This window comes from Pseudomonas sp. zfem001, from assembly GCF_032621725.1.
Taxonomy (GTDB): domain Bacteria; phylum Pseudomonadota; class Gammaproteobacteria; order Pseudomonadales; family Pseudomonadaceae; genus Aquipseudomonas; species Aquipseudomonas sediminis.
Genome location: NZ_JAVYJI010000005.1, coordinates 101,631 through 127,629 on the forward strand (window position 1 = coordinate 101,631; position 25,999 = coordinate 127,629).

Sequence of the window (25,999 nt, forward strand, 5' to 3'; positions counted from 1 at the left end):
TTGCTTGACCTTCGCTCGCTGCTTTGTAAACACCCTCTAAACACGAGAGTCATCATGAGCGAACGTATTCTGTCCCTGGCTGCCCTCACCGTCCTCGAAGTTTCACCGCCGGAAATGGTCGATATCGCCGCGCGCACTGGCTACAGCCATGTAGGCCTGCGCCTGGTGCCGGCCACGGCCGAGGAGCATCACTTCCCGTTGATGGCTGACGCCGGATTACGCGCGCAGACGCTCAAGCGCCTGCGCGATACCGGGATCAAGGTTGCGGATATCGAGATTCTGCGTCTGAAGCCAGATACCCGAGTCAGCGACTTCGAGGCCATCTTCGACGTGGGCGCCGAGTTTGGCGCTACAGAGGTGCTGATCGCTGGCAACGACCCGGACGAAGCGCGTCTGACCGACAATTTCGCCGCCGTCTGTGACCTGGCCGCGCCATTTGGTTTGTTCCCGCATTTGGAGTTCATGCCCTGGACCAACGCGCGTGACCTGACCCAGGCCAAGCGTATCGTCGATGCGGCCAACCGGCCCAACGGCTGCATTCTGGTCGATGCCTTTCACTTCGACCGCTCGGGCTCGAGCCTGGCGGACCTGGCGCAGGTACCGGCCGCACGCATGCGTTACGCGCAACTGTGCGACGTCAACGGCCCGCGCCCGGACGACATGGACGAGATCTTGCGCCAGGCGCGCAACGAACGGCGTTTCCCCGGTGATGGCGACAGCGACTTGCTCGGTCTGCTGCGTGCGCTGCCGCCGAGTATTGCCCTGAGCCTGGAAATACCCACGCGTCAGCTGCTCGAACAGGGCGTCAGCGCCCTGGAACGGGCGCAAATGGCCATGCACAAGACCCTGCGCCTGCTGGAGCGCTTGTAGCGCCTTGATGCCGTCCGTCACCCGCGGGTCGAATACTGTCACGCGGGTCATAGGCGGCAGGATAGGGCGGTCTGTATAGTTAGCTACCTATCTATGGTTGCGCGGCTTGCCGCATCCCGAGTACCCCATGAGCTCCAAACCGCTATCCGGCGTCAATCATCCACTCAAGGGCATTGCGCTGATGGTGCTGGCGACCTTTCTGTTCGCCAGTCACGATGCGATTTCCAAGTACCTGTCCGGCTTCTATCCGATCGTCCTGATCGTCTGGGCGCGCTACGTCGTGCATACCCTATTGATGGCCGGCATCTTCCTGCCACAGTCAGGCTTGCGCGTTCTGCGCACCAAGCGTCCGGGTTTGCAGGTATTGCGGGCGCTCAGCCTGCTTAGCGTCAGCCTGCTGTTCACCACGGGCCTGATGTTCATGCCGTTGGCTGAAGCAACGTCGGTGATCTTCCTCGCGCCTTTGCTGGTGACTGCCCTGTCGGTGCCGCTGCTGGGCGAGAAGGTCAGCCGCGGGCAGTGGGTCGCGGTGATCGTTGGCTTTGTCGGCGTGATGATCATCGTCCATCCCGGTGGCGATCTGTTCACCCCGGCGGTGTTGTTACCGCTGAGCGCGGCACTGTGCTTCAGTCTCTATCAGATACTGACTCGGCGCCTGAGTACCGTGGACAGCGCCACCACCAGCAACTTCTTCGCCGGGCTGGTCAACACCCTGGTGATGAGCATGCTGGTGCCGTTCTTCTGGCATATACCCAGCGTCACGCATGGGCTGATGATGCTGGCGTTGGGGGGCTGTGGCATGGCCGCACACTTGCTGCTGACGCATTCCTTCCGTTACGCGGCGCCGGCGATGCTGGCGCCGTTCGGCTATGGGCAGATCATCTTCGCCGGGCTGCTGGGTTTGTTGGTGTTCCAGCATCAGCCGGACAGCACCGCGTTGGTCGGTATTCTCATCATCTGCCTCAGTGGTCTGGCGGCGGCCTGGCAGAATGGGCGAGGGCGTCAAAAAACATAGTTGTTCGATAATCGAACGGAAAACTAACCAGTTCGTTCATTTTGAATTGCCGATATTCCTGCCCCTGCCAATAATCCAGGCTACGAACAATCCATGAGCGCCGACCAACCGGCCGAGTGAGGGCTCATGAGCGCGTCTTGCCTCCCTCACTTTGCCCGCCACGGCGCCGCCTTAGCCCGGAGCCGTCTATGCAGCGTTCAATTGCCACCGTTTCCCTCAGCGGTACCCTGCCAGAGAAACTCGAAGCCATCGCCGCGGCCGGTTTCGACGGTGTGGAAATCTTCGAGAACGACCTCCTCTATTACGACGGCAGCCCTACCGAGATTCGCAAGCGCTGCGCCGACCTTGGCATCGCCATTACCCTGTTCCAGCCATTTCGCGACTTCGAAGGCTGCCGCCGTGATCGTCTGCAGCGCAACATCGATCGTGCCGAGCGCAAGTTCGATCTGATGCAGGAACTGGGCACCGACCTGGTGCTGGTGTGCAGTAACGTCGCCGCCGATTCGCTTGGCGACGAAGAAATCCTTGTCGATGACCTGCGTCTGCTGGGCGAGCGCGCCGGTGCACGCGGCCTGCGTATCGGCTATGAAGCGCTGGCCTGGGGGCGTCACGTAAACACCTATCAGCAAGTGTGGAACCTGGTGCGCCAGGCCGACCACTCGGCCGTCGGAATGATCCTCGACAGCTTCCATACCCTGTCGCTCAAGGGCGATCCGAGCGCCATCGCCGAGATTCCCGGGGACAAGATCTTCTTCGTGCAAATGGCTGACGCGCCGATCCTGGCGATGGACGTGTTGGAATGGAGCCGCCATTTCCGCTGCTTCCCGGGCCAGGGTGAGTTCGATCTGGCGGGCTTTCTCGCGCCGATCCTGCGCACTGGTTATCGCGGCCCGCTGTCCTTGGAGATCTTCAACGATGGCTTCCGCGCCGCACCGCCGCGGCAGAACGCGGCCGATGGCCTGCGCTCATTGCTCTACCTCGAGGAAAAGACCCACAAGCGTCTCGAGAAAGAGGGGCATCAGATCGAGCCGGGCGTACTGTTCACTCCGCCGGCGGCCCATCCCTACGCTGGCATCGAGTTCCTCGAGTTCGCCGTCGATGAGGCGGTGGGTGCACGCCTGGCCGGTTGGCTGGAGCGTCTGGGCTTCGCTCACGCTGGTCAGCACCGCTCCAAGGATGTCAGCCTGCTGCGTCAGGGCGATATCAACATCGTGCTCAACGCCGAGCCTTATTCTTTCGCGCACAACTTCTTCGCGTCCCATGGCCCTTCATTGTGCGCCACGGCATTGCGGGTCAAAGATGGTACCGATGCGCTGCAGCGTGCCTGCGATTATCGCGGCCAGCCCTATCGTGGCCTAGTCGGCCCGAACGAGCGCGAGGTGCCGGCCGTACGCGCTCCGGATGGCAGCCTGATTTATCTGGTGGAGCAGGCTGGTGAAGGCCAGACCATCTATGACACCGACTTCAGCCTGAACCCGGCCGCCATGGCCACGGGCAGCCTGCAACGTATCGACCACATGGCCCTGGCATTGCCGGCCGATTCGCTGGACAGCTGGGTGCTGTTCTACAAGAGCCTGCTGGACTTCGAGGCGGACGACGAAGTGGTCCTGCCCGACCCCTACGGCCTGGTGAAAAGCCGCGCGATTCGCAGTCGCTGCAGCTCGATTCGCCTGCCGCTGAACATCTCGGAGAACCGCAACACGGCCATTGCCCATGCGCTGTCCAGCTACCAGGGCTCCGGTGTGCACCACATCGCGTTCTCCTGCGAGGACATCTTCGCTGAGGTGGCGCGGGCCAAGGAAGCGGGTGTGCCGCTGCTGGAAATCCCGCTGAACTACTATGACGACCTGGCCGCGCGCTTCGATTTCGATGACGAATTCCTGAGCGAGCTGGCTTACTACAACGTGCTCTATGATCGTGATGCTCAGGGCGGCGAGCTGTTTCATGTCTACACCGAGCCGTTCGAGGAGCGCTTCTTCTTCGAGATCATTCAGCGCAAGGGCGGTTATGTAGGTTATGGCGCGGCCAACGTCGCGGTACGCCTGGCGGCCATGGCCAAGACGCGCAGCGGTGCGGTGAAGAAACCGAGGCTTTGATTCTGGTCTGACGGTGACCCTTAGGGGCGCCGCTGCCCAGCGTCTGTGCGGCCTGCCATAATCCGTACACCAATACCTATAAAAAAGACCATTGCCGTATGACAGAAGCCGTTGCCAACCTGACCCCGCCACCGACCGAGGTGGTGCGCAAGGTACGTAAGAACAACCCTGAGAAAACCCGTGAGAGCATCCTCCAGGCTGCCATCACGGAGTTCGTCCAGCAGGGGCTATCCGGGGCGCGGGTGGATGCCATCGCCGAGCGCACCGCCACTTCCAAGCGGATGATCTACTACTACTTCGGCAGCAAGGAGCAGCTCTACCTCGAGGTGCTGGTCAAACTCTACGGCGACATCCGCGGTACCGAGAGCCGCCTCGACCTGGCGTCCCTGCCACCGGTCCTGGCGATTCGTCGGCTGGTGGAATTCACCTTCGATCACCATGACCGCAACGTCGACTTCGTGCGCATCGTCAGCATCGAGAACATCCACTACGGCGAATACGTCAAGCAGTCGCCGGTCATTCGCCAAATGAGCAACGTGGTGCTCGATACCCTCGGCAAGACCCTGCGCCGCGGCGAGGAAGAGGGCGTGTTCCGCCCAGGCATCGATGTGTTGGACGTACACCTGCTGATGAGCTCGTTCTGTTTTTACCGTGTATCGAACCGGCATACCTTTGGCGAGATCTTCCAGATCGATCTGCCTGACGAACAGGTCAAGCAACGCCACAAGGCAATGATCTGCGAGGCGGTGCTGCGCTACATCCAGGGCTAGGACGGAACAAAAAAGAGGCCCTGGCCGCGCTGTGCGCGACCAGGGCCTCTTTGCATGGGGCTCAGCTGAAACTGGCGAAGTGTGCCTGCATGCGTTCGGCATCGGCCGGGCGGCCGCTGAACAGTTCGAACGCCTTGACCGCCTGGAACACCGCCATGGTGCCGCCATCCAGCGTGCGGCAGCCCAGGGCGCGGGCGTGGCGCAGCAGTTCGGTTTCCAGCGGGAAGTAGATGATCTCGGCGACCCACAACTCGGCGTGCAGCAGCTCCACCGGCAGCGGTGTGCCTGGTAGCTTGGCCATGCCCACAGGCGTGGTATTGACCAGGCCATCGGCAGCCGCGACTTCGCCTGCCAGGTCGTTACCTGCGATGGCGCGCTCGCTGCCAAAGTGAGCGTTGAGGTTGTCCGCCAGAGCCTGGGCGCGGCCTGGCTCCACCTCGAAAATGCACAGGCGTTCGACGCCTTCGGCGAGCAGGGCATGAGCCACGGCTGCACCTGCGCCGCCCGCGCCCATCTGTACTACGCGACGGCGGGCCACGTTGGGCAGGCCACGGCGCAAGCCTTCGGCGAAGCCCAGACAGTCGGTGTTGTGGCCGACACGCTTGCCGTCCTTGAGCACCACGGTGTTCACCGCGCCAATGCCACGCGCCTCGCTCGATAGCTCGTCGAGCAGTGGGATGATCGCCTGCTTGGCCGGGAAGGTGATGTTGAGGCCGGTAAAGCCCATGTGCTGCGCCGCATCGAGCAGGCTAGGCAGCGCATCGAGGTCGAGGCCCAATTGGTCGAGGTCGATCAAACGATAGAGGTAGCGCAACCCCTGTGCATCGCCTTCGCGCTCGTGCATGGCTGGCGTGCGGGAGGCCTGAATACCTTTGCCGATGAGACCGGCGAGAATGCCGCTGTTGACGCTAGACATGACCTTACCCCTTGAGCGATTGAGCGAAGTACTGCAGGCCGAGCCGATAACCCTGGCTGCCGAGCCCACAGATGACACCGACGGCGATCGGCGAGACGAACGAGTGATGGCGGAACGGCTCGCGCTTGTGCACGTTGGACAGGTGCACTTCGATCACCGGCAGTTCGCTGGCCACCAGCGCATCGCGAATCGCCACCGAGGTATGGGTCCAGGCTGCCGGATTGATCAGAATGCCGGCGCAGCGCCCACGTGCGGCATGAATCCAGTCGAGCAGCTCGCCCTCGTGGTTGGTCTGGCGAAACTCGATCTTCAAACCGTGTTCGGCGGCGGTATCGGCGCAAAGCTGGGAAATGTCAGCGAGGGTTTCATGGCCATAGGTGGCCGGTTCGCGGGTTCCAAGCAGGTTCAGATTGGGGCCATTGAGTACAAGAATGCAGGGCGTCATGGGGTGTCTCTTGTTGTTGTGACGTGACTACGAGAAAAATGTACTAACTGGTTAATTCAGTCAATTCAGTGACGGCCAAACGGGCACGCAAAAAATGCCTGCTGCCCCTGGATGGGGCGGCAGGCATCAGTAGATGCGCGGGTTACGAGGAATCTCGGCAGAGCCGAAGAGGGCCAGGAAAGTGGGCGATTACCGCCCGTCGAGCGAGCTCAGTGGTTTTCGCCTGCCTGCGCCACCTGATTGCGGCCGCTGTGCTTGGCCAGGTACAGGCCTTCATCGGCTTTGATCACCAGGCTCAGTGGGTCACGCTCGGGGGAGGGCCTGACGGTGCCAATCCCGATGCTCACGCTGATTGGCGAGCCGGGCTTGGGTATATCGTGAGGGATATTCATCGCTTCCACTGCGCGGCGGATCTTTTCTGCCTGCAGGCGCGCACCGCCGGCTGCAGTGCCGGGCATGATCACCGCGAATTCCTCGCCACCGTAGCGAGCCGCCAGGTCGGTGGCGCGTGTGCAGCTGCCGCGCAGCGACTCACCAACGCGGCGCAATACTTCATCGCCAGCGACGTGGCCGTGCTGGTCGTTGTAGGCCTTGAAGTAGTCGACGTCGATCATCAGCAGCGACAGTTCGCTCTGATCGCGCAGGGCGCGGCTCCACTCGATCTCCAGGTATTCGTCGAAGTAACGGCGGTTGGCCAGGCCGGTGAGGCCGTCGGACTTGATCAGGCGCTGCAGCACCAGATTGGTGTCGAGCAACTGCTGCTGGCTTTCGCGCAGGGCACGGTAGGCTTCGTCGCGCTGCAGCATGGTCAGGTAGGAACGCGAGTGGTAGCGAATGCGCGCGAGCAGTTCGATCACATCCGGCAGCTTGACCAGATAATCGTTGGCACCGGCGGTGAAGGCGGCGCTCTTGACCTTGGGGTCTTTCTTGGTCGACAGCACGATGATCGGCACATCGCGCAGGCCGGGCGCCGCGCGGTATTGGGCGAGTAGCTCGAGGCCGTCGACACCGGGCATGATCAGGTCCTGCAGGATCACCGTCGGCTTGATCTGCTGAGCCACGCTCAGCGCCTGGTGCGGGTCGGAGCAGAAGTGGAAGTCGATATCGCTCTCTTCACTCAGGGCGCGTCGCACGGCTTCGCCGATCATGGCCTGGTCGTCGACAAGCAGCACCATCATCGAATAGTCGGGCAAACCGTGATGATGGTTGGAGTTACCTTGAGGCCGTTGCATAAGCGCGTCTCCGCCTTTGTTTTCGTAGGTTACGCGGCTGCTTTGGCCGCGGTTGGCGTTTTTAGCCCAGGCGCTCGATCAGGCGCGTGGGAATTCTGTCCAGGGCTAGCACTTCTGCTGCGGCACCCAGTGCCACGGCGGCCTTGGGCATGCCGTAGACGGCGCTGCTGGCCTGGTCCTGGGCGATGGTATGAAAGCCGCGTTCACGCATCAGCTTCAGGCCCCTGGCACCATCGCGGCCCATGCCCGTCAGCAGCACGCCGATAGCCTCACCTCGCCAGTAGGTGGCCACACTTTCGAAGAATACATCGATAGAGGGCCGGTAGACCTGATCGGCAGGTTCACGTCGATAGACCAGGCGCCCCTCCGGCGCCAGGTACAGGTGGTTGTTGGTGCCGGCCAGTAGCACGGTCGCCGGTTGCAACACCTCTCCCTCCTGAGCCAGGCGCACGGGTATGTGTGACTCGCTGCCAAGCCACTGGGCCATGCCGGCCGCGAAGACTTCATCGACATGCTGCACCAGCACGATGCTGGCCGGAAAATCCGCCGGGATCTGCCGCAGCAGCTCCACCAGAGAAGCCGGACCCCCCGCCGATGCACCGATGGCTACCAGGCGCTTGCCGCGGTTGTCGGCGTTGCGCACGGGCGTCGGTTTGACCGAACGTGAGGTCTTGTGGCCGATCATCCAGGCGATGTTGTGGATCTTGCGCCGCACGGTCGCGGCATCGAGCACCTGTTGTGGGCCAAGCGACGGCGCGGCAACCACATCCAGCGCACCGGCGCCCATGGCGTCGAACACCCGCGACATGTTGCGCTCGACATCCGAGGTGACGATGAGAATGGCGCAGGGTGTGTCGTGCATGATCCGCCGGGTTGCCTCCACGCCGTCCATGCCGGGCATGAGCATGTCCATCAGCAGCAGGTCGGGCAGGTCGTCGCGGCAGCGGCTGACCGCTTCCTCGCCGTTGCTGGCGACCCAGATCAATTGGTACTCGGGTTCTGCCGCCAGCGCACGGCGTAGGGCTTCTACCGCCAGGGGCATGTCGTTGGCAATGGCGATCCTCATTCGCGGGCCTCACCGATCAGGGTTTGTACGGCGTCCAGTAGTGCTTCGTCATGGAAGCTGGCCTTGGCCAGGTAATAATCGGCGCCGGCCTCCAGGCCGCGGCGGCGATCTTCCTCGCGATCCTTGTACGACACCACCATCACCGGCAGCGAGCGCAGGCGTGGGTCCTGGCGCACCAGGGTGACCAGCTCGATACCGTCCATGCGCGGCATGTCGATATCGGTGATCAGCAGGTCGAAGGTCTCGGCACGCAGGGCGTTCCAGCCATCCATGCCGTCGACGGCGACCGATACCTGATAACCGCGGCTGAGCAGCAGTTTGCGCTCCAGTTCGCGCACGGTGAGTGAGTCATCTACCACCAGCACGCGCTTGCTGACAGCCTGGCGCGCATGGCTGGCATGGTCGACACGCTCCAGGTGACCGGTGCCAAGCAATTTACTCACCGAGTTGAGCAGGTCGTCGACGTCGAGGATCAGCACCGGGGTGCCGTCGTGCAGCAGTGCGCCGGCCGCGACGTCGCGCACCTTGCCCAGGCGTCCATCGAGGGGCATCAGCACCAGGGTGAACTCGCCGAGGAAGGCTTCGACCGCCAGACCGTGGTATTGCTCGCGGTCGCGAATCAGCACGATGGGGATGCTGTCATCATCGCCCTGTTTCTCATTGCATTGCAGCAGCTGTGCGGCGGAGATCAGGCCGACGTGCTCGTCCTCCAGCCAGAAGTGCTGGCGCCCCTCGAGCTGGACGATGGCGCTGCGTGGCAGGCGCAGCATGCGTTCGATCTGCGCCAGTGGGAAGGCATAGGCCTCGCCGCCGATGGTCACTACCAGGGCGCGCACCACCGAGAGCGTCAATGGCAGTTCGAGGTGGAACAGACAGCCCTGATCAGGGTTCTGCAGCAGCCGCACGTTGCCGCGCATGCGGCGAATCTCGTGTTGCACCACGTCGAGGCCGACACCGCGACCGGAGACTTCGGTGACCTGCTGGCTCATGCTGAAACCGGGCAGGAAGAGGAAGGCCAGCAGCTCTTCCTCGGTCATCTGCTCGACCTGCTCGGCGGTGGCGAAACGGCGTTTGACCACCGCCTGGGCAACGCGCTCGAGGTCGATGCCGGCGCCGTCGTCGCTGACCTCCAGCACCAGCATGCCGGCGTGATGACGCGCGCGTAGTTGCACCACACCTTCTTCCGGCTTGCCCTTGCGAGCGCGTAGCGCCGGCGGCTCGATGCCGTGATCGACAGCGTTGCGCAGCAGGTGCGTCAGGGGGGCTTCCAGGCGCTCCAGTACGTCGCGGTCGACCTGGGTGTTTTCTCCCTCGATTTCCAGGCGCACCTGCTTCCCCAGCGAGCGGCCCAGGTCACGCAGCATGCGTGTCTGCCCGGTGAGCACGTCGGCGAAGGGGCGCATGCGCGAAGCCAGGGCCAGGTCGTAGAGTTGCTGCGTGCGTTGCCCGCCGTACCAGACGAAGTCGTCGAACAGTTCCTGATGGGCTTGCAGCTGTTGTTGGCATTCGATCAGCAGGTTGCGGCTCTCGGCGAACAGCGCCTGGGCGGAGGCGTCCAGGTCCGTGCCGAGCAGGTGCTCGCGCAGGCTCTCCAGGGTACGTCGTGCCGACTCCTGCTGGCGCTTGAGGCGATGCAGCGAATCGTTCAGCGGCTTGGTGCGCTGGAATTCCACCAGCGATTTACCGGAGAGGTCGATCAGGTGATCGAAGCGTTCGGCCGACACCCGCAATACGCGGCTGATGCGTTCGTCGGCCACTGGCTCGGCGGGGGGGGCAGCGGTTGTCGTGGGCGTTTCCGGCAGGCTGGCCGGTTTGACTTCGGCGACAAACGCGGCGCTTTCACCTGGTTGCACGCGCAATGCCGGTACGGCGTTGCCAAGCAGCACCTGCAGGCGTGTGGTGACGGTTTCCACACGTGCTTCCAGCTCGGCGTCCTGTTGCGCCTGGCCGATGCGCAGGAGCAGGTCGGAACCTTGCAGCAGGGCGTCGATGTGGTCGGGCAGCAGGCGCAGCAGGCCTTCCTGGGCGGCGACCAGCAAGTCCTCCATGGCGTGGGCGACCTGCACGCCATGGTCCAGGCCGACGATGCGCGCTGCGCCCTTGAGCGAGTGCGCGGCGCGCATGCAGGCTTCCAGCTGGCTGGCGTTGGTCGGGTCGCGCTCGAGAATCAGCAGGCCGGTATCGAGCACCTGCTTCTGCGCCTCGGCTTCCAGCCGGAACAGGTCGAGCAGCGATGCATCCCTCATCTGGTCCGGTGTCACGCGAGGCTCCCGATCATGGTTTGCAGCAACTGTTCGTCATCGAGCAGGGTAATGCTTTGTTCCTGCCATTGCAGGACACCGGCGGTGAAACGGCTGATGGCGCGCTTATCGTCGTGTTTGGTGCTGCTGATGCGCGCCACGGGAATGCGCTGGATGCCGCTGACTTCATCCACCGGTGTCACCAGCGGGCCGCTGCCGCTCTCCAGAATCAGCATGCGCGGAATCACCCGGCGCTCGCTGCGGCGCGCATCCTGTGGCGTGTCGAGGTCGAGCAGTTCGGCCAGCGACAGGCAGGCGACCAGGGTGCCGCGCACGTTGGTCACACCCAGCAGGCCACGGCTGTTGCGGTGCGGCAGCACGTGAATCGGCGACACCGGCATGACCTCGGCCAGGCAGCGCGTGGCGATGGCCAGCCATTGCTCGCCAAGGCGGAAGATCAGCAGTGAGCGCTGTTCGCCCTGTGCCTCCTGGGTTTCGCCCTGGCCGTAGTCGTCATCGTCACGCTCCAGCGTGCTGCCGTAGCGGTCGAGCAGGGCGATGGCCGCCGCGCCGTAGACTTCACAGTTGCGGCAATGGATATGCCGCTCCAACTGTGGGCAACTCTTGTCGCCGAATACGCCGATGCGATTCCAGCAGTCGTCGACGGCGGGTTGGCTGTACAGCAGGTCCTGATCAATCACCTTCGCCTACCTCGGGGTTCTGCGCACGTCGATACAGGCGCTGGGCTCCTGCCGGGTCGCCTTGCGCTTCCAGGTGTGCGGCCAGATGAGTGAGCGCCTCGCGGTGCTGTGGTTCGAGATAGATCGCCTTACGGTAGTAGGCGCAGGCCTGATCGTCCTGGCCTGCCGCGTCGCAGAGCAGGCCCAGCCAGTAATAGGCTGTGGCGCTGGGGCCGTTCTGCTGCAAGTGCTGCTCAGTGCGCCGGCGCGCCTCGTCGGTGCGGCCGGCGTTGGCCAGGCTGGCCACGTCGGCCCAGGTATCCGTTACGATCGTTGCCGGCACCGCTGCGCTGAGTGTTCTGCCCAGCAGTCGTGGTCGGCTTGGCGGGACAGGGCGCGGCACCGTAACCACCGCCGGGCGCGTACGCGGGGCAGGCGCTCGTGGTGCTGCGCTGATGGGCGTCTGGGCCGGGGCCAGGCGAAAGGCGAAGGTCTGCTGCCGGCCCAGCGCCTGCAAGCCGTTCTGGCTGGCCAGGCTGGCCTCGGCTGGGCCGATGAACAGCGTGCCGCCTTCTTGCAGTTGGCGCTTGAGCAGCTCCAGCACGCGCACCTGGGTTGGGCGGTCGAAGTAGATCAGCAGGTTGCGGCAGAAGATGAAGTCGTAGCAGGGCTCGCCAGCGAACAGGCTGGGGTCGAGCAGGTTACCGGTGCGCAGCCTGACGCACGTGCGCACCCGCTCGTCGAGGAGAAAACTTCCGGCGTCCTGCTCGTGAAAGAAACGATCACGAAAGGTCAGGGCATCGCCGCGGAACGAGTTACGCCCGTACAAGCCCCTGCGTGCCTGCTCCAGCACCTTGTCGCTGACGTCCAGCGCATCGATCTGGAACTGCTCGGCGGAAAAACCGGCATCGAGCAGAGTCATGGCGATGGAGTAGGGCTCTTCACCGCTGGAGCTGGGCAGGCTGATCAGGCGCAGCGGCCGGCCGCCGTGCAGCTGGGCATGACGCTCCTGAGCCAGGCTGGCCAGCGCATTGAACGACTCCGGGTAGCGGAAGAACCAGGTTTCCGGCACTACCACTGCTTCCACCAGCGCCTGCTGTTCGCGTGTCGATCCGCCGAGGGTGGTCCAGTAGCCTTCCAGGTTCTGCTGGCCGAGGGCGCTCATGCGTTGGCGCACGGCGCGTTCGATCACCGTGCGGCCGACCGATTCGGCTTCCAGGCCAATACGGCTTTTCAGCAGGCGCTCGATATGCTCGATCATGCCGTCAGCCCTGGTCCGCAGGTTGGAACAGCAGGGCGCGTACCTCGTCGTCGAGCAACCCGGCGACCTCGATGCGCTGGATCATGCCACGGGCATCACGCTGCAGCGGCCCCAGGTAGTCCGCCTGGCCCGCTTCCAGGCCGCTGGCCTTGAACGCCTCACTGGGCAGGCGCAGGGTGTCGGTGGCCTGCTCCAGAATCAGCCCTAGCACTGGCGACTGCTCACCCAACTGCAGGTCGAAGCGCACCAGCACCACGCGTGTGCTGCTGCGGGATTGGGCGGCGCGCCCCAGCACGCGATGGCTGAGATCGATCACAGGGGTCACTCGACCGCGATGCTCGAACAACCCGGCTACCCACAGCGGCGCTTCGGGCACCTGTTTCAGGCGGCGTAGCGGCAGCACTTCGACTACCTGACTGGCGGGAAGGGCGTAGCGATCATCACCGAGCGTGAACTGCAAGTGCAGTTCACCCGCTGCTGCTTTGCTGGGGGCTGGCATGTTCAGACCTTGAAGCGGCTGACGCCAACGCGCAGGTTGTTGGCCACCTGGTTGAGTTCATCGATGGCGGCGCCAGCCTGACGCAGCGAATCGACGGTCTGGCTGCTGGCTTCACCGAGCTGCACCAATGCCTGGTTGATCTGTTCGGCGCCGGTGGACTGCGCCTGCATGCCTTCGTTGACCATCTGGATACGCGGGGCCAGGGCCTGCACCTGCTGAATGATCTGGCTGAGCTGGTCACCCATCTGCGCCATCTCGCCGATGCCGCGGCGCACTTCCTCGGAGAACTTGTCCATGCCCATCACGCCGGCCGATACAGCGGACTGGATCTCGCGCACCATCTGCTCGATGTCGTAGGTGGCCACGGCGGTCTGGTCGGCCAGGCGGCGCACTTCCACGGCCACCACGGCGAAGCCCTTGCCGTACTCGCCGGCTTTCTCCGCCTCGATGGCGGCGTTGAGTGACAGCAGGTTGGTCTGATCGGCCACCTTGACGATGGTGGTGACCACCTGGGTGATGTTGCCAGCCTTCTCGTTGAGGATCGACAGCTTGCCGTTGACCACATCGGCCGCCCCCATTACCTGGTGCATGATCTCTTCCATGCGGGCCAGGCCCAATTGGCCGGTGCCGGCGAGAATCGAGGTTTGCTCGGCGTTGTCGGAGACTTCACCCATGGTGCGGACTAGATCGCGCGAAGTGGCCGCGATCTCCCGTGAAGTTGCGCCTATTTCGGTGGTGGTGGCAGCGGTTTCGGTGGCCGTGGCCTGCTGCTGGCGCGAGGTGGCAGCGATCTCGGTGACCGAGGTGGTCATCTGCACTGCAGAGCGCTGGGCGTTGCCGACCAAGTTCTTGAGCTCGCCGACCATGCTGTTGAAGCCCAGCTCGATGGCGTTGAATTCGTCGCGGCGGTGCATGTCGAGTTTCGCCGACAGGTCGCCGCTTTCCAGGGATTTGAGGATGCTGACGATGCGGTTCACGGGGGTGGTGATAGCGCTCATCAGCAGCCAGCCGCAGACGGCGGAGACGAGGATGGCCAGCAAGATGGCGATCAGCAGCCCCGCTTCCATGATCCGCACTGCGCTGCGAATCTCACGCGCGGCGGCATCGGCCTGGCCGCGATTCATTTCGATCAGCTCGCTCAGCAGGCTTTCACCTTTTTCCCACTCGGGAAACACGCGTTCGGCGCTGAATTGGCGAGCCTGTTTGGGTGCAAGGCTCGGCAGGCTGTCGAGCAATTGCCCGTGGCGGTTCAGATACTGGTGCTGCACCTGACGGAACTGTTCGGCCAGCGCCAGCTCCTGCTCGTCTGCCGTGGCACTCTGGTAGCGTCCGAACTCCTCGTCGAGCGCCTGCATCTGCGTGGCGAACTGGTCGCGGTAGTTGTCCAGCAGGGTGGCAACGTCTTCATCGACGGCGCGCAACAGCAAGCGGCGAGTGTCGAGCATGTGACGGGACCAGAGCTCTTGTGTCTTGCTCGGGTAATACAGGCCCGGGATCGACTCGCTGCGGATGCCATTGGCCTCGTTCTCGATCTTGACCAGGCGCATGTAGGAGACGCCGGCCAGCAGGACCAGAATGGCGATGATCAGCAGGAAGCTGACGATGATTCGATTGCGTACGGTCAGGTTCATCATATCCACGTGCCCTGGCTGATCAATTTACCCATCAACTACAGCATACCGGCACATTGCCGTTTTGCCTGGGTGTAACGAATTTGTACAGGTTGCCTGGTGAAAGGCAATAAAAAAGCCGGCTTGTGGCCGGCTTTTAGGAGGTGGTCAGGGCTTATTTTTGGTAAGCCGCGACTGCCTTGTTGATCAGGCCGCGGGCTTCTTCAGCGCCGCCCCAGCCTTCTACCTTGACCCACTTGCCCTTCTCCAGATCCTTGTAGTTCTCGAAGAAGTGCTTGATCTGCTCGATCAGCAGCGCGGGCAGGTCGGTGTATTCCTGAACGTCTTTGTACAGAACGGTCAGTTTGTCGTGCGGAACGGCAACCAGCTTGGCGTCGCCGCCAGCTTCGTCGCTCATGTGCAGTACGCCGACCGGACGAGCGCGGATCACCGAACCCGGCGCGACCGGATAAGGAGTCACGACCAGCACGTCGAGGGGGTCACCGTCGTCAGCCAGGGTGTGCGGGATGAAACCGTAGTTGGCCGGGTAGAACATCGGGGTGGCCATGAAGCGATCGACCATCAGGCAATCGGTGTCGTGGTCGATTTCGTATTTGATCGGCGCGTGGTTGGCCGGGATTTCGATGGCAACGTAGATGTCGTTCGGCAGGTCTTTACCAGCCGGGATCTTGCTGTAGCTCATGGGGGAAACTCCCAGGGAGGGCCAAAAAAGTGGGGCGCATTATAGGCGTATTCGCAATGCGTTACTACGGCGGCCTACTCAGCCATTGGTCGCGTTTTCGACCGTCCTGTAGTCGGGGTGTTCCGCTTGCAGCCGTCGCAATCGCGCCAGGCTGTCCTGGCGGTAGAACAAGGACAGCTGCTGGTAGACGTCCGGAAAGGCATCTGCCAGCAGGTCCGGTGCGCTGAAGAAGTATTCGCTGGCCACCGCGAAGAACTCTGCCGGGTCTTCCGCCGCGTACGGGTCAATGGCGGTCTCGGCGTCGGGATTGGCGTCCAGCTCGGCGTTCAGTGTGTCATAGGCGCTCTGCATGGCATGCGCCCAATCCTGCACGCGCATGTCGCGGTGCAGCGGTGGCAGGCCATTGGCACCGCCTTCGAGCATGTCCAGCTTGTGCGCCAGTTCGTGGATCACCAGGTTGTAGCCTTCCCAGCCGCCGCTGCTTTCGACGCCCGGCCAGGCGAGGATTACCGGGCCTTGTTGCCAGGCCTCGCCGCTGCGCGCGTCGTCCCATTCGTGTTCGATACCGCTGGCGTCGCGGTGGCGCTGCGGGCTCACGAAATCATCCGGGTATAGGACGATTTCGTGAAAGCCCTGGTACCAGTCCAGATCGCCCAGGTGCAGTAGCGGCAATTGCGCCTGGGCTGCCAGCAGCAGGTGCTCGACTGGGCCGAGCTGCAGGCCCGGCAGGGCGGTCAGGTGCTTGTCATGCAGAAACAGCACGGCGCGTTCGCGCAACTGCTGCTCTTCGTGCTCGTCGAGGCCATCGAGAATCGGCAGGCGTCTGCGTACTTCGGCCCAGTGGGCGGGATCGACAGGGTTGTTTTCGAGGGTGCGACGACGGCGCCAGGCCTTGAAGGACCACATGCATGCGGGCTCGTTGGGAGGACCCGGCCACCATAAGGGCGCCAGGCGCTCGCTACAAGTCGGCATAAAGGCTGCAACGCCTCTTGCAGCTTCGCTGCAGCAGGAGGGCTGGGCATGGTGCTACAACTGCTGGAACACCCGGGAATCACGCTGGCGAGCGGCACCGGGCTGGACTTGCCGCACCAGGCCGCGCGGGCTCGGGCGATGTGGCTGGCCGGTCGCCAGCAGCGTCCGCCATTGCTGCTGGTCGTGCTGCTTTGGGCGCGCCACTGCCCCGATGTGGTGCAAAGCCTGGAACGTCACCTGGACGCCCTGTTCGCCGATTTTCGCTGTACGCCTGAGGGCTGGAGTGAAACCCAGGCGGCGCGACAGGTGCTGGCCGCGCTGAATCTCCAGCTGTTCCGCCGGCAGCAGGCCGGGCAGGGTGTCGCCGACTTGCATGCCGGTGTGTTGCTGATGCAGGGCGATGAGTTGCAGTTTCTGCAGGCGGGCAGTGTCGGTCTGGCGCGTGCACACAAAGGTGTCTTGCAAGTCCTGGCAGGGCGTGAGGGACAGGCTCTCGGCGCTCAGGCCGAGTTGGCGCTGGTTCAGCACAGTCTGTTGCCGAGCCGCGGCGAGCATCTGTTGCTGGCGCCGCAACCGCGACTCGATGTGAGCGATCTGCAAGGGCTATGTATCCAGGCGGAGGGTGGCTTGGGCGAGCGGCTGAAGCCGCTGTTGCAGGCCCCAGGCGCTGCAGTTCTGCTGCGCCTGGAGGAAACCCAGTGCCTGGCGCCGGCGCCCTCCGTTGCGGCGTGTCCGGCGCTGACGCAGATTGCCTGTGGCCAGCAAGTCGATGGCTGGACGCTGTTGCGTCAATGCCCTTATGGGCCGTCTGGACGGGTATACCTCGGGCGTGATGAATCCGGGCGGGAAGCCGTGCTCTGGTTCGCCGAGGACGAGGCAGACGAAGCCTTCTGGCAGCGTGAGTGGGCGTTGCGCCGTAGTGCGCAGCATGCGTTGCCGCAGGTACTGTCGCCGCATCAGGCGCGCAGCCATGCATACCTGGTGTTGGCCAAACCGCCTCGCGGCATGCGCAATCTGTTCGATTGGGTGGCGGCTCATGGTGCGCCGGATACGCAGACGCTGATAGGGATAGTGACGCAACTGATCACAGCCGTGCGTTCGCTGCAGCGCCGTGGCATGCAGGGGCTTTGGTTGAGCCCTAGGCAGATTTTGCTCGGTGATGACGGGCGCGTGCTGTTTCTGCCAGGCGCCGCTGCGATCCTGCCCGGTGTGGCGCGTCAGTCTTTGCCTGAGCAGGTTGTACCGCTAGCGCCGGAACTGCGCAGCGGGCGAGCACTGGATGGTCGTGCCGATCAGTTCGCCCTGGCGGCGCTGATCTACTGGCTGATGTCGGGGCAATGGCCGGAGGCGGCGCGCAGCGACGTCAGGCCTGGACACTGTTATGTGCCCCTGGCGACCTTTACCGTGCATGTGCCGCAAGGCTGGGATGGCGTGCTGGCTCGCGCCCTGGCGCCACAGCCACAGGCACGTTTCGAGGCGCTGTCGGAGTTTCAGCTGGCATTGCAGCAGCCCTTGCAGGCGCGTCGCAGTCAAGCGCTGCGGCGCGTGCCAATGCAGCCGGCAGGCCTGGCTGCGCTAGGTCTGGTCACGTTGCCATTGCTGTTGGGGCTGCTGCTCAGTCTCGGCGGCTGACGGGCAGCCGCTACACCTGCGAGTCGATCAATCGGAGTTGATCGGTAGCACGTAGTTCTTGAACTGCTCGTCCTCGACGAAACCGATGGACTCGTAGACCTTCTGCGCCACCTCGTTGTCGCGGCTGGTGGCCACGCGCATACGCACGGCGTTGGTTTCCTTGGCCATCTGCTTGGCGGTGTGCAGCAGGCGGTCGGCTACCAGTTGGCGGCGAGCATCCTCGGCGACATAGATGTCGTTGAGAATCCACACGCGCTTGAGCGACAGCGAGGAGTAGCTGGGATAGAGCTGGCAGAAGCCGAGCAGCTTGTCTTCGTCGTCGGCCAGAGCCAGATAGATCACCGATTCCTTGCGGCGCAGGCGCTTCTCGAGGAATTTACGTGACGACTCGGGGTAGGGCAGCTCGTTATAGAACTCTCTGTATTTGACGAACAGCGGGGTCAACAGGTCCAGGTGCTCCAGGGTGGCTTGGACGATGCGCATGGTGGGCCTCGGCTTTTCTCTATGGTGGGGCAGCAGTGGCGATGCAGCTGTTGTGCCAGCGGGTCAGCCGATGCTGCCTCAAAGCCAGTTGAAAGCGCAATCCAAGCAAGCGTTTGATTTTTCCGAGGCCGAGCAACTTGGTATTGGTGCATCTGTCTGAACTGGGCGCAGCAGCCGCCTGGTGGGCGCTGTGCTAACCTGCCGCCATCGCTTTAAGCCCTACGAGTAGGGCGCGTTCAGAGGTCATTCATGCACATTCATATTCTCGGCATCTGCGGCACCTTCATGGGCTCGCTTGCCGTTCTGGCCAAGGAACTTGGCCACCGCGTCACCGGCTCCGATGCCAACGTCTACCCGCCTATGAGCACACAGTTGGAAGCTCAGGGCATCGAACTGATGCAGGGTTATGACCCCGCCCATCTGCAGCCGGCGCCTGACCTGGTGGTGGTGGGTAATGCCATGAGCCGTGGTAACCCGGCAGTGGAATATGTGCTGAACAAGGGCTTGCCCTATGTGTCCGGCCCGCAGTGGCTGGCTGATCATGTGCTGCAGGGGCGCTGGGTGATGGCGGTCGCCGGCACCCATGGCAAGACCAGCAGTTCAAGCATGCTGGCCTGGGTGCTGGAACACGCCGGCATGGCGCCGGGCTTTCTGATTGGCGGCGTGCCGCAAAACTTCGGGATTTCCGCGCGCCTGGGCGATACGCCGTTCTTCGTGGTCGAGGCCGACGAGTACGACAGCGCCTTCTTCGACAAGCGCAGCAAGTTCGTCCACTACCGCCCGCGCACGGCGATCCTCAACAACCTGGAATTCGACCACGCGGATATCTTTCCTGACCTGGCGGCTATCGAGCGGCAGTTTCACCATCTGGTACGCATCATCCCGAGCGAGGGTCTGGTGATCCATCCGGCCAGTGAAACTGCGCTGGCGCGAGTGATCGAGATGGGCTGCTGGACGCCCGTGCAGACCACTGGTGAAGGCGGGCAATGGCAGGCGCGCCTGCTCAGCGCCGATGGCTCACGTTTCGAGGTGAGCTTCGATGGCAAGGTCGAGGGCACCGTGGAGTGGAACCTGACCGGCCAGCACAACGTCGCCAACGCCCTGGCCGTACTCGCTGCGGCGCGCCATGTCGGCGTGGTGCCGGCGCTGGGTATCGAGGCACTGGGCCAGTTCATCAACGCCAAGCGGCGTATGGAAAAGGTCGCCGAGGTGAACGGTGTGACCGTCTTCGATGACTTCGCCCACCACCCCACTGCCATCGCAACCACGCTCGATGGCCTGCGCAAGCGTGTCGGTGACGATACCCAGGTGATCGCGGTGATCGAACCGCGCTCCAATTCGATGAAACTCGGCGCCCATCGCGATGGCCTGGCCGAGTCGGCCGAGCAGGCCGACGCGGTGTTCTGGTACGCACCGCCGAATCTCGGTTGGGATCTGGCCGCCACCGTGGCGCAGGCGCGTAACCCGACACGGGTGTGCGACTCGCTGGAGTCGATCATCGACGGTGTGAAGGCCCTGGCGCGCCCCGGTACCCAAGTGGTGGTCATGAGCAACGGCGGCTTCGGCGGCCTGCACGGCAAGCTGGCAGCAGCTCTGGAGGGATGAATGTCTGGCCCTGAGAGAATCACCCTGGCGATGACTGGCGCCTCGGGCGCGCAATATGGCCTGCGCTTGCTCGATTGCCTGGTGCAGGAAGAGCGCGAGGTGCACTTCCTGATCTCCAAGGCTGCGCAATTGGTGATGGCTACCGAGACCGACGTGGCGCTGCCGGCCAAGCCGCAGTCCATGGCGCAGTTCCTCACCGAATACACCGGCGCGGCGCCAGGGCAGATCCGCGTCTATGGCAAGGAAGACTGGATGGCCCCGGCCGCCTCCGGCTCCGGCGCGCCAACGGCCATGGTGGTAGTGCCGTGCAGCACCGGCACCTTGTCGGCCATCGCTGCCGGTGCCTGCAACAATCTGATCGAGCGCGCCGCCGACGTAGCCTTGAAGGAGCGCCGCCAGCTGATTCTGGTGCCGCGCGAGGCACCGTATTCGAGCATCCATCTGGAGAATATGCTCAAGCTGTCAAATCTGGGTGTGACCATCCTGCCGGCATCACCGGGGTTCTATCACCAGCCGCAAACGCTGGATGATCTGGTGGACTTCGTCGTTGCGCGCATCCTCAATTGCCTGAATATCCCCCAGGACATGCTGCCGCGCTGGGGCGAGCATCATTTGGTATCAGATGACTAAGGAGAGTGCTGATGTCCATTGTGAGTCGCGGTGTGCTGGGAAGCGTCTTCATGTTGTCGTTGCTGCCTGTTGCAGAGGCCTCCATGCGCTGCGGTACCGCTCTGGTTTACGAGGGCGAGCGTAGCGTCGAGGTGCTACGCAAATGCGGTGAACCCGATCAGCGTGAGGTGACACCACCCAGCAGTCCGCAGGGTGGTGGGGTGACAGTCGAACAATGGGTGTATGGGCCTCGCAATGGCGTCTACCGCTACCTGCGTTTTCTCGATGGCAAGCTGGTGGAAATAAGGACCGAACGCGGATGAGACGGCCTGTAACGCTCACCCTGTTGCTGGCGCTGAATCTGAGCGGCTGTGCCACCGTGCGCACGCTGGACGCGGCCAAGCCTGGTGCGCCGGTGGTCTATGCCGGTACGCGGCTGGATTGGTACACGATCAATGGCGGCTGCTGCCCGCTGGACCGTTTCGGCGCCGAAGCGCCAAGCTATCCCGGGCTGGATCTGCCGGGCAGTGCGCTGCTCGATACCTTGTTGCTGCCCCTGTCACTGGCCACTGCGCTGGGCGTGAGCCTGGGCATCAGCGGCGGGCTGTAACTCGGTGCGGAGAAGGCGCTGGCGCAGCCTATGGAGGTGGCGTTGCTGGCGTCGTTCAGCAGGCTTCTGTTTCCACTTCCTGGCATACGTCAATCCACTCGGCATCGACCAGTTCGGCCATGCGCTGCGGAGCGATGCGTACGGCGCTGTGGGTGGCGCCGGCCGCCGGTAGGACTTCATCGAAGGCCAGCAACGAGCGGTCGCAGTAGACGCTGAGCGGTGTAGCCAGGCCGAATGGGCAGACGCCGCCCACCGGGTGGCTGGTCAGCTCGATCACCGTTTGCGCATCGAGCATGCGCGACTTGGCGCCGAAGCATTCCTTCATCTTGCGGTTGTCGATGCGGGCGTCGCCACGGGCGACGATCAGCACGTCGCGTTCGGCGATACGAAAGGCCAGGGTCTTGGCGATCTGTCCCGGCGATACGCCATGCGCCTCGGCAGCCAGCGCCACGGTGGCGGTGCTGGACTGCAGTTCGATGATCGCGATGTCGGGCGCCTTGGCGGCGAAGAAGGCGCGTACAGAGGCCAGGCTCATGAAGCGGTTCCCCAGGTCTGTCGAGGTGAGCACGACGCTGTGGCCAGTCTGTGCTGGTCAGGCACAGCCCCGTCCTGGCGCTGGCGTGGTCGTGAGCACGGCGAAAAAACAAGCGGCCATGCTCGCGCCGCATGGCCAGCACGTCAAGGCCTGATGGCGTCAGTTTGCCAGCAGATGCGCTGCTTTTTCGGCTTCATCGAGCCCGAAGTGACCTTTTTCGTCACGTGTTACCCGGCCCATGGCCACGTCCGGGTCGTGGGTGAATACCAGTCGGCCGCCCCGGGAGAACAGATCGCTGAGCAGCGCTTCCTTTTCCTCGATAAGGCCTTCGGGGAAGCGGTCGTAACCCATGGTGATCGGCAGGTGCACCCAGGGCGCACCGGGGATCAGGTCTCCGGGAAACACCACCGGCCCACCCGGCATGACCACCTCCGGCAGCAACTGGCCCGGTGTGTGGCCGTCGCTCCAGTGCAGGCGCCAGTCTGGACCGAGTAGCTCGCAACTGTCGGTTTCGTCGATCAGTTGCAGGCGGCCGCTGGCTTCCAGCAGAGCCAGCAGCTCCGGGATATAAGAGGCTTTATCGCGGGCGTGTGGATTGCAGGCGCGCTGCCATTGGCGACGACCTGTGACGAAGCGTGCGTTGGGAAACAGCAGGCGTGCGGGTTGATCCGCCTGCCAGGCGGCGAGCAGGCCGCCGGCATGGTCGAAGTGCAGGTGGGTCAATATGACGATGTCTATATCAGCATCGCTCAGGCCGACGGCTGCCAGGCTGTCGAGCAGCACGTGACGCTCTTCCTGTACGCCGAAGCGCTGCTTCAGCTCCGGGCTGAAAAAGGCGCCGATGCCGGTCTCGACAAGAATGTTGCGCTCGTCCTCCTGCACCAGCAGGGCGCGGCAGCCGAGGTCGATACGGTTCAGTTCGTCGGCCGGCATCCAGCGCTGCCAGAGGGTCTTGGGCGCGTTGCCGAACATGGCGCCGCCATCGAGTTTCTGGCTGTTGCCGGTCAGGGTGGTCAGGGTTCGCATGGGGTTTCTCTTGTTCTTGTCCGTTCGTGGCGATTGTTTCAGCGTTCGATGGCCAGGGCCACACCCTGGCCGCCGCCGATGCACAGGGTGGCCAGGCCACGACGGGCATCGCGGCGCTGCATCTCGTGCACCAGGCTGACCAGGATGCGGCAGCCGGAGGCGCCGATGGGGTGGCCGAGGGCGATGGCGCCACCGTTGACATTGACCTTGGCGCTGTCCCAATGCAGTTCGCGGCCGACGGCGATGGCCTGGGCGGCAAAGGCTTCGTTGGCTTCGATCAGGTCAAGTTGTTCCAGGCTCCAGCCGGCGCGTTCCAGCGCCTTGCAACTGGCGAATACCGGGCCGATGCCCATCACTGCCGGATCGACCCCGGCGCTGGCGTGGGCAGCGATACGGGCCAGAACCGGCAGTTGCAGTTCGTCGGCTTTCTCAGCGCTCATCAGCAGTACGGCAGCGGCGCCATCGTTGAGGGTCGAGGCGTTGCCTGCGGTCACCGTGCCGTCATTCTTGAAAGCCGGGCGCAGCTTGCCCAGGCTGTCCAGGCTGGTGCCGGCGCGCGGTTGTTCATCTTGGGCAAAGCGCAGTGGTTCGGCGCCGCGCTGGGGGATTTCCACCGGGACGATCTCGCCTGCAAAGCGCCCCGCGTCGATGGCGGCCTGGGCGCGCTGCTGCGAACGCAGGGCGAAGGCGTCCTGCTCGGCGCGGGTGACGCCGTACTGCTCGGCCAGATTCTCGGCGGTGATACCCATGTGGTAATTGTTGAACGCATCCCATAGGCCGTCCTGAATCATCGTGTCGACCAATTGCGCATGGCCCATGCGCAGGCCGCTACGGGCGCCGGGCATGACGTAGGGCGCCAGGCTCATGTTCTCCTGGCCGCCGGCGATGATGATCTCTGCGTCGCCGCCACGAATGGCCTGGGCACCGAGGATCACCGCCTTGAGGCCGGAGCCGCAGACCTTGTTCAGGGTCATGGCCGGCACCGTATGTGGCAGGCCGGCGAGCAGGACACTCTGGCGCGCCGGGTTCTGCCCGGAACCCGCGGTGAGCACCTGGCCGAGAATCACTTCGTCGATTTGCTCGCCCTCGATTCCCGTGCGGGCCAGGAGTTCACGGATCACCGCGGCGCCCAGTTGCGGCGCGGGTATGCGGCTCAACGCGCCCTGAAAGCTGCCGATGGCGGTACGGCAGGCGGCGACTATCACGACTTCACGCATAAGGACTCCTCGTCGGCTGGGCAGGGCCAGCCGAAGCTCGAATAAAAAAACGCGGCGCCAAAGCGCCGCGCAACACGCTCAACCTTGCAGGGCCGCCGGCTCGGCGGTGGCGGATTGCACCTGCCCTATGTTTAGAACTGTTCGGCGGCCAGGCCATACAAGGACTGGCTACCACCACGAATACTCGCCTCCAGGCTCAGGGTGCGCGGCAGCAGACGGACGAAGAAGAACTCGGCGGTCGCGAGCTTGCTGCCGTAGAAGGCTTCGTCTTCACCCAGCTTGCTTTGCGCCACGGCGGCCATGCGTGCCCACATGTAGGCGTAGGCGACGTAGCCGAACAGATGCAGGTACTCCACCGAGGCGGCACCGACTGCGTTGGGTTCGCTCTTGGCTTGCTCCAGCAGCCAGCCACTGACTGCTTCCAGGCGTTCCAGCGCTTCCACCAGGCGATCACCGAAGGGCGATTCATGGGCATGGGCGAAGTCACGCACTTCACCGGCGAACAGGCGCAGCGCGGCGCCGCCATTGGCCACCACCTTGCGCCCGAGCAGGTCGAGCGCCTGGATGCCATTGGTGCCTTCATAGATCTGCGCGATGCGCACGTCGCGTACCAACTGCTCCTGGCCCCATTCGCGGATGTAGCCGTGGCCGCCGAATACCTGTTGGCCGTGTACGCAGCTTTCCAGCCCGGTGTCGGTGAAGAAGGCCTTGGCCACAGGTGTCAGCAGGGCGACCAGCGCTTCGGCGTTCTGCCGCTCGCCGGCGTCCTCGGCGTACTTGGCCAGGTCGAGCTGCTGGCCAACGTAGCAGGCAAAGGCACGACCGCCCTCGTTCAGCGCCTTCATGGTCAGCAGCATGCGGCGTACGTCGGCGTGGACGATGATCGGGTCGGCGATCTTGTCCTTCGCCACCGGACCGGTGGCGGCGCGGCTCTGGATACGTTCGCGGGCGTAGCTGACGGCCGACTGATAGGAGGCCTCGGCGCAGCCGATACCCTGGATGCCGATGGACAGGCGCTCGTAGTTCATCATGGTGAACATCGCCGCCAGGCCCTTGTTGACTTCGCCGACCAGGTAGCCGGTGGCGCCGTCGAAGTTCATCACGCAAGTGGCCGAAGCCTTGATGCCCATCTTGTGCTCGATCGAGCCGCAGCTCACCGCATTGCGCTCGCCAAGGCTGCCATCGGCACTCACCATCACCTTGGGCACCAGGAACAGCGAGATGCCCTTCGGCCCGGCCGGTGCGTCCGGCAGCTTGGCCAGCACCAGATGGATGATGTTCTCGGTCAGATCCTGCTCACCACCAGTGATAAAGATCTTGCTGCCGGTGATCCTGTAGCTGCCGTCGGCCTGTGGCTCGGCGCGGGTGCGGATGATGCCCAGGTCGGTGCCGGCATGGGCCTCGGTCAGGCACATGGAGCCGGCCCAGCGGCCTTCGTACATCGGCGGCAGGTAGGTAGTTTTCAACTCTTCGCTGGCGTGGGCGTCAATGGCCAGGCAGGCGCCGGAACTCAGCGCGGAATACAGCGCGAAGCTGGAGCCGGCGGCATAGAGCATTTCCTCGAAGGCCACGGCGAGCATCTTGGGCATGCCCATGCCGCCGTACTGCGGGTTACCAGAAAGGCCCACCCAGCCGCCTTCGGTGTAGGTAGCGTAGGCCTCGCGGAAACCAGCCGGGGTGCGCACGTCGCCGTCGACCCACTGTGCGCCTTCCTCGTCGCCGCTGCGATTGAGCGGTGCGATCAGGCCGCCGGTGACCTTGGCCGCTTCTTCGAGGATGGCGTCGGCGGTGTCGGCATCGACGGTTTCCGCCAGGGCCGGCAGACGTGCCCACAGGCTGGGCGCCTGGAAGACTTCATGGAGGACGAAGCGCATATCGCGCAGCGGGGCGTTTAACTCGGGCATTGT

General features: G+C 63.8%; 26 protein-coding genes. 10 read left to right on the plus strand and 16 right to left on the minus strand.

The window, feature by feature from the left end; genetic code table 11:
* The first annotated feature begins 54 nt into the window (after positions 1–54).
* The 4 genes from RTH74_RS16855 to RTH74_RS16870 all read left to right on the plus strand — a co-directional run bounded on the left by RTH74_RS16855 (position 55) and on the right by RTH74_RS16870 (position 4,751).
* A complete protein-coding gene (locus tag RTH74_RS16855; protein WP_316915402.1) occupies positions 55–870 on the plus strand; it encodes a sugar phosphate isomerase/epimerase in 816 nt (271 codons plus the stop codon).
* A 127-nt stretch (positions 871–997) separates the two neighbouring features.
* The gene (locus tag RTH74_RS16860; RefSeq protein WP_316915403.1) at positions 998–1,885 is read left to right on the plus strand and encodes a DMT family transporter; all 888 of its coding nucleotides are present in this window, start codon (positions 998–1,000) and stop codon (positions 1,883–1,885) included.
* Between the two features lie 188 nt (positions 1,886–2,073).
* Positions 2,074–3,981, plus strand: coding sequence for a 3-dehydroshikimate dehydratase QuiC (quiC, locus tag RTH74_RS16865; RefSeq protein WP_316915404.1), 1,908 nt, complete (start codon positions 2,074–2,076; stop codon positions 3,979–3,981).
* Between the two features lie 98 nt (positions 3,982–4,079).
* Positions 4,080–4,751 (plus strand): TetR/AcrR family transcriptional regulator, encoded by a 672-nt coding sequence (locus RTH74_RS16870; protein WP_099526330.1) that lies wholly within the window; start codon positions 4,080–4,082, stop codon positions 4,749–4,751.
* Between the two features lie 61 nt (positions 4,752–4,812).
* Here RTH74_RS16870 and RTH74_RS16875 read toward each other — a convergent pair whose 3' ends face one another.
* From RTH74_RS16875 to RTH74_RS16925, 11 genes are all read right to left on the minus strand, one after another.
* Positions 4,813–5,667 (minus strand): shikimate dehydrogenase, encoded by an 855-nt coding sequence (locus tag RTH74_RS16875; RefSeq protein WP_316915405.1) that lies wholly within the window; start codon positions 5,665–5,667, stop codon positions 4,813–4,815.
* 4 nt (positions 5,668–5,671) lie between these two features.
* Positions 5,672–6,112 (minus strand): type II 3-dehydroquinate dehydratase, encoded by a 441-nt coding sequence (gene aroQ, locus RTH74_RS16880; protein ID WP_179543930.1) that lies wholly within the window; start codon positions 6,110–6,112, stop codon positions 5,672–5,674.
* Positions 6,113–6,321: 209 nt separating this feature from the next.
* Complete coding sequence (locus RTH74_RS16885) at positions 6,322–7,344, minus strand: PleD family two-component system response regulator (RefSeq protein ID WP_316915406.1); 1,023 nt, start codon at positions 7,342–7,344, stop codon at positions 6,322–6,324.
* Positions 7,345–7,405: 61 nt separating this feature from the next.
* A complete protein-coding gene (locus tag RTH74_RS16890; RefSeq protein ID WP_316915407.1) occupies positions 7,406–8,410 on the minus strand; it encodes a chemotaxis response regulator protein-glutamate methylesterase in 1,005 nt (334 codons plus the stop codon).
* A complete protein-coding gene (locus RTH74_RS16895; RefSeq protein WP_316915408.1) occupies positions 8,407–10,671 on the minus strand; it encodes a hybrid sensor histidine kinase/response regulator in 2,265 nt (754 codons plus the stop codon). Before RTH74_RS16895 ends, RTH74_RS16890 begins: the two co-directional genes overlap by 4 nt.
* A complete protein-coding gene (locus RTH74_RS16900; protein WP_316915409.1) occupies positions 10,668–11,351 on the minus strand; it encodes a chemotaxis protein CheW in 684 nt (227 codons plus the stop codon). Before RTH74_RS16900 ends, RTH74_RS16895 begins: the two co-directional genes overlap by 4 nt.
* Positions 11,344–12,591: a CheR family methyltransferase gene (locus RTH74_RS16905; protein ID WP_316915410.1), complete on the minus strand. Its 1,248-nt coding sequence runs from the start codon at positions 12,589–12,591 to the stop codon at positions 11,344–11,346. Before RTH74_RS16905 ends, RTH74_RS16900 begins: the two co-directional genes overlap by 8 nt.
* Positions 12,592–12,595: 4 nt before the next feature.
* The gene (locus RTH74_RS16910; protein ID WP_316915411.1) at positions 12,596–13,090 is read right to left on the minus strand and encodes a chemotaxis protein CheW; all 495 of its coding nucleotides are present in this window, start codon (positions 13,088–13,090) and stop codon (positions 12,596–12,598) included.
* Positions 13,091–13,092: 2 nt separating this feature from the next.
* Positions 13,093–14,721, minus strand: coding sequence for a methyl-accepting chemotaxis protein (locus RTH74_RS16915; protein ID WP_099526338.1), 1,629 nt, complete (start codon positions 14,719–14,721; stop codon positions 13,093–13,095).
* A gap of 154 nt (positions 14,722–14,875) precedes the next feature.
* Positions 14,876–15,403 carry an inorganic diphosphatase gene (gene ppa / locus RTH74_RS16920; RefSeq protein WP_013717208.1) on the minus strand — a complete coding sequence of 176 codons (528 nt, stop codon included), beginning with the start codon at positions 15,401–15,403 and terminating at the stop codon, positions 14,876–14,878.
* Between the two features lie 78 nt (positions 15,404–15,481).
* Positions 15,482–16,309: a zinc-dependent peptidase gene (locus RTH74_RS16925; RefSeq protein WP_316915412.1), complete on the minus strand. Its 828-nt coding sequence runs from the start codon at positions 16,307–16,309 to the stop codon at positions 15,482–15,484.
* A gap of 114 nt (positions 16,310–16,423) precedes the next feature.
* Here RTH74_RS16925 and RTH74_RS16930 point away from each other — a divergent pair, with 114 nt between their 5' ends.
* Positions 16,424–18,007, plus strand: coding sequence for a protein kinase (locus RTH74_RS16930; RefSeq protein ID WP_316915413.1), 1,584 nt, complete (start codon positions 16,424–16,426; stop codon positions 18,005–18,007).
* Between the two features lie 27 nt (positions 18,008–18,034).
* Here the strand turns inward: RTH74_RS16930 and RTH74_RS16935 are convergent, their stop codons facing one another.
* Positions 18,035–18,490: a GNAT family N-acetyltransferase gene (locus RTH74_RS16935; protein WP_036998299.1), complete on the minus strand. Its 456-nt coding sequence runs from the start codon at positions 18,488–18,490 to the stop codon at positions 18,035–18,037.
* Between RTH74_RS16935 and RTH74_RS16940 the strand changes: the two genes are divergently transcribed.
* The 5 genes from RTH74_RS16940 (at position 18,489) to RTH74_RS16960 (ending at position 21,314) form a co-directional block, all read left to right on the plus strand.
* The gene (locus RTH74_RS16940; RefSeq protein WP_316915414.1) at positions 18,489–18,650 is read left to right on the plus strand and encodes a hypothetical protein; all 162 of its coding nucleotides are present in this window, start codon (positions 18,489–18,491) and stop codon (positions 18,648–18,650) included. The two genes, RTH74_RS16935 and RTH74_RS16940, sit on opposite strands and share 2 nt — an antisense overlap.
* Before the next feature lie 89 nt (positions 18,651–18,739).
* A complete protein-coding gene (mpl, locus tag RTH74_RS16945; protein WP_316915415.1) occupies positions 18,740–20,095 on the plus strand; it encodes a UDP-N-acetylmuramate:L-alanyl-gamma-D-glutamyl-meso-diaminopimelate ligase in 1,356 nt (451 codons plus the stop codon).
* Entirely contained in the window at positions 20,096–20,725 is a 630-nt protein-coding gene (ubiX, locus tag RTH74_RS16950; protein ID WP_064494985.1) for a flavin prenyltransferase UbiX, read from the plus strand.
* Positions 20,726–20,736: 11 nt separating this feature from the next.
* Positions 20,737–21,027 carry a DUF2845 domain-containing protein gene (locus RTH74_RS16955; RefSeq protein WP_316915416.1) on the plus strand — a complete coding sequence of 97 codons (291 nt, stop codon included), beginning with the start codon at positions 20,737–20,739 and terminating at the stop codon, positions 21,025–21,027.
* Positions 21,024–21,314 (plus strand): YceK/YidQ family lipoprotein, encoded by a 291-nt coding sequence (locus tag RTH74_RS16960; protein ID WP_316915417.1) that lies wholly within the window; start codon positions 21,024–21,026, stop codon positions 21,312–21,314. Before RTH74_RS16955 ends, RTH74_RS16960 begins: the two co-directional genes overlap by 4 nt.
* Before the next feature lie 55 nt (positions 21,315–21,369).
* Here RTH74_RS16960 and RTH74_RS16965 read toward each other — a convergent pair whose 3' ends face one another.
* The 4 genes from RTH74_RS16965 to RTH74_RS16980 form a co-directional block, all read right to left on the minus strand.
* Positions 21,370–21,849 (minus strand): YbaK/EbsC family protein, encoded by a 480-nt coding sequence (locus tag RTH74_RS16965; RefSeq protein ID WP_316915418.1) that lies wholly within the window; start codon positions 21,847–21,849, stop codon positions 21,370–21,372.
* Positions 21,850–22,008: 159 nt separating this feature from the next.
* Positions 22,009–22,875, minus strand: a complete 867-nt coding sequence (locus RTH74_RS16970) for an MBL fold metallo-hydrolase (protein ID WP_316915419.1) — start codon at positions 22,873–22,875, stop codon at positions 22,009–22,011.
* Positions 22,876–22,913: 38 nt separating this feature from the next.
* Positions 22,914–24,092, minus strand: a complete 1,179-nt coding sequence (locus RTH74_RS16975) for an acetyl-CoA C-acetyltransferase (RefSeq protein WP_125834457.1) — start codon at positions 24,090–24,092, stop codon at positions 22,914–22,916.
* 131 nt (positions 24,093–24,223) lie between these two features.
* Positions 24,224–25,996, minus strand: a complete 1,773-nt coding sequence (locus tag RTH74_RS16980) for an acyl-CoA dehydrogenase C-terminal domain-containing protein (protein WP_316915420.1) — start codon at positions 25,994–25,996, stop codon at positions 24,224–24,226.
* Positions 25,997–25,999 lie beyond the last annotated feature (3 nt).

What these genes read in the sequence shown, in the direction of transcription:
- RTH74_RS16855 (WP_316915402.1), top strand. Translation starts at nt 55, where the DNA reads ATGAGCGAACGTATTCTGTCCCTGGCTGCCCTCACCGTCCTCGAAGTT.
- RTH74_RS16860 (WP_316915403.1), top strand. Translation starts at nt 998, where the DNA reads ATGAGCTCCAAACCGCTATCCGGCGTCAATCATCCACTCAAGGGCATT.
- quiC (WP_316915404.1), top strand. Translation starts at nt 2,074, where the DNA reads ATGCAGCGTTCAATTGCCACCGTTTCCCTCAGCGGTACCCTGCCAGAG.
- RTH74_RS16870 (WP_099526330.1), top strand. Translation starts at nt 4,080, where the DNA reads ATGACAGAAGCCGTTGCCAACCTGACCCCGCCACCGACCGAGGTGGTG.
- RTH74_RS16875 (WP_316915405.1), bottom strand. Translation starts at nt 5,667, where the DNA reads ATGTCTAGCGTCAACAGCGGCATTCTCGCCGGTCTCATCGGCAAAGGT.
- aroQ (WP_179543930.1), bottom strand. Translation starts at nt 6,112, where the DNA reads ATGACGCCCTGCATTCTTGTACTCAATGGCCCCAATCTGAACCTGCTT.
- RTH74_RS16885 (WP_316915406.1), bottom strand. Translation starts at nt 7,344, where the DNA reads ATGCAACGGCCTCAAGGTAACTCCAACCATCATCACGGTTTGCCCGAC.
- RTH74_RS16890 (WP_316915407.1), bottom strand. Translation starts at nt 8,410, where the DNA reads ATGAGGATCGCCATTGCCAACGACATGCCCCTGGCGGTAGAAGCCCTA.
- RTH74_RS16905 (WP_316915410.1), bottom strand. Translation starts at nt 12,591, where the DNA reads ATGATCGAGCATATCGAGCGCCTGCTGAAAAGCCGTATTGGCCTGGAA.
- RTH74_RS16910 (WP_316915411.1), bottom strand. Translation starts at nt 13,090, where the DNA reads ATGCCAGCCCCCAGCAAAGCAGCAGCGGGTGAACTGCACTTGCAGTTC.
- RTH74_RS16915 (WP_099526338.1), bottom strand. Translation starts at nt 14,721, where the DNA reads ATGAACCTGACCGTACGCAATCGAATCATCGTCAGCTTCCTGCTGATC.
- ppa (WP_013717208.1), bottom strand. Translation starts at nt 15,403, where the DNA reads ATGAGCTACAGCAAGATCCCGGCTGGTAAAGACCTGCCGAACGACATC.
- RTH74_RS16925 (WP_316915412.1), bottom strand. Translation starts at nt 16,309, where the DNA reads ATGTGGTCCTTCAAGGCCTGGCGCCGTCGTCGCACCCTCGAAAACAAC.
- RTH74_RS16930 (WP_316915413.1), top strand. Translation starts at nt 16,424, where the DNA reads ATGGTGCTACAACTGCTGGAACACCCGGGAATCACGCTGGCGAGCGGC.
- RTH74_RS16940 (WP_316915414.1), top strand. Translation starts at nt 18,489, where the DNA reads ATGGTGGGCCTCGGCTTTTCTCTATGGTGGGGCAGCAGTGGCGATGCA.
- RTH74_RS16935 (WP_036998299.1), bottom strand. Translation starts at nt 18,490, where the DNA reads ATGCGCATCGTCCAAGCCACCCTGGAGCACCTGGACCTGTTGACCCCG.
- mpl (WP_316915415.1), top strand. Translation starts at nt 18,740, where the DNA reads ATGCACATTCATATTCTCGGCATCTGCGGCACCTTCATGGGCTCGCTT.
- ubiX (WP_064494985.1), top strand. Translation starts at nt 20,096, where the DNA reads ATGTCTGGCCCTGAGAGAATCACCCTGGCGATGACTGGCGCCTCGGGC.
- RTH74_RS16955 (WP_316915416.1), top strand. Translation starts at nt 20,737, where the DNA reads ATGTCCATTGTGAGTCGCGGTGTGCTGGGAAGCGTCTTCATGTTGTCG.
- RTH74_RS16960 (WP_316915417.1), top strand. Translation starts at nt 21,024, where the DNA reads ATGAGACGGCCTGTAACGCTCACCCTGTTGCTGGCGCTGAATCTGAGC.
- RTH74_RS16965 (WP_316915418.1), bottom strand. Translation starts at nt 21,849, where the DNA reads ATGAGCCTGGCCTCTGTACGCGCCTTCTTCGCCGCCAAGGCGCCCGAC.
- RTH74_RS16970 (WP_316915419.1), bottom strand. Translation starts at nt 22,875, where the DNA reads ATGCGAACCCTGACCACCCTGACCGGCAACAGCCAGAAACTCGATGGC.
- RTH74_RS16975 (WP_125834457.1), bottom strand. Translation starts at nt 24,092, where the DNA reads ATGCGTGAAGTCGTGATAGTCGCCGCCTGCCGTACCGCCATCGGCAGC.
- RTH74_RS16980 (WP_316915420.1), bottom strand. Translation starts at nt 25,996, where the DNA reads ATGCCCGAGTTAAACGCCCCGCTGCGCGATATGCGCTTCGTCCTCCAT.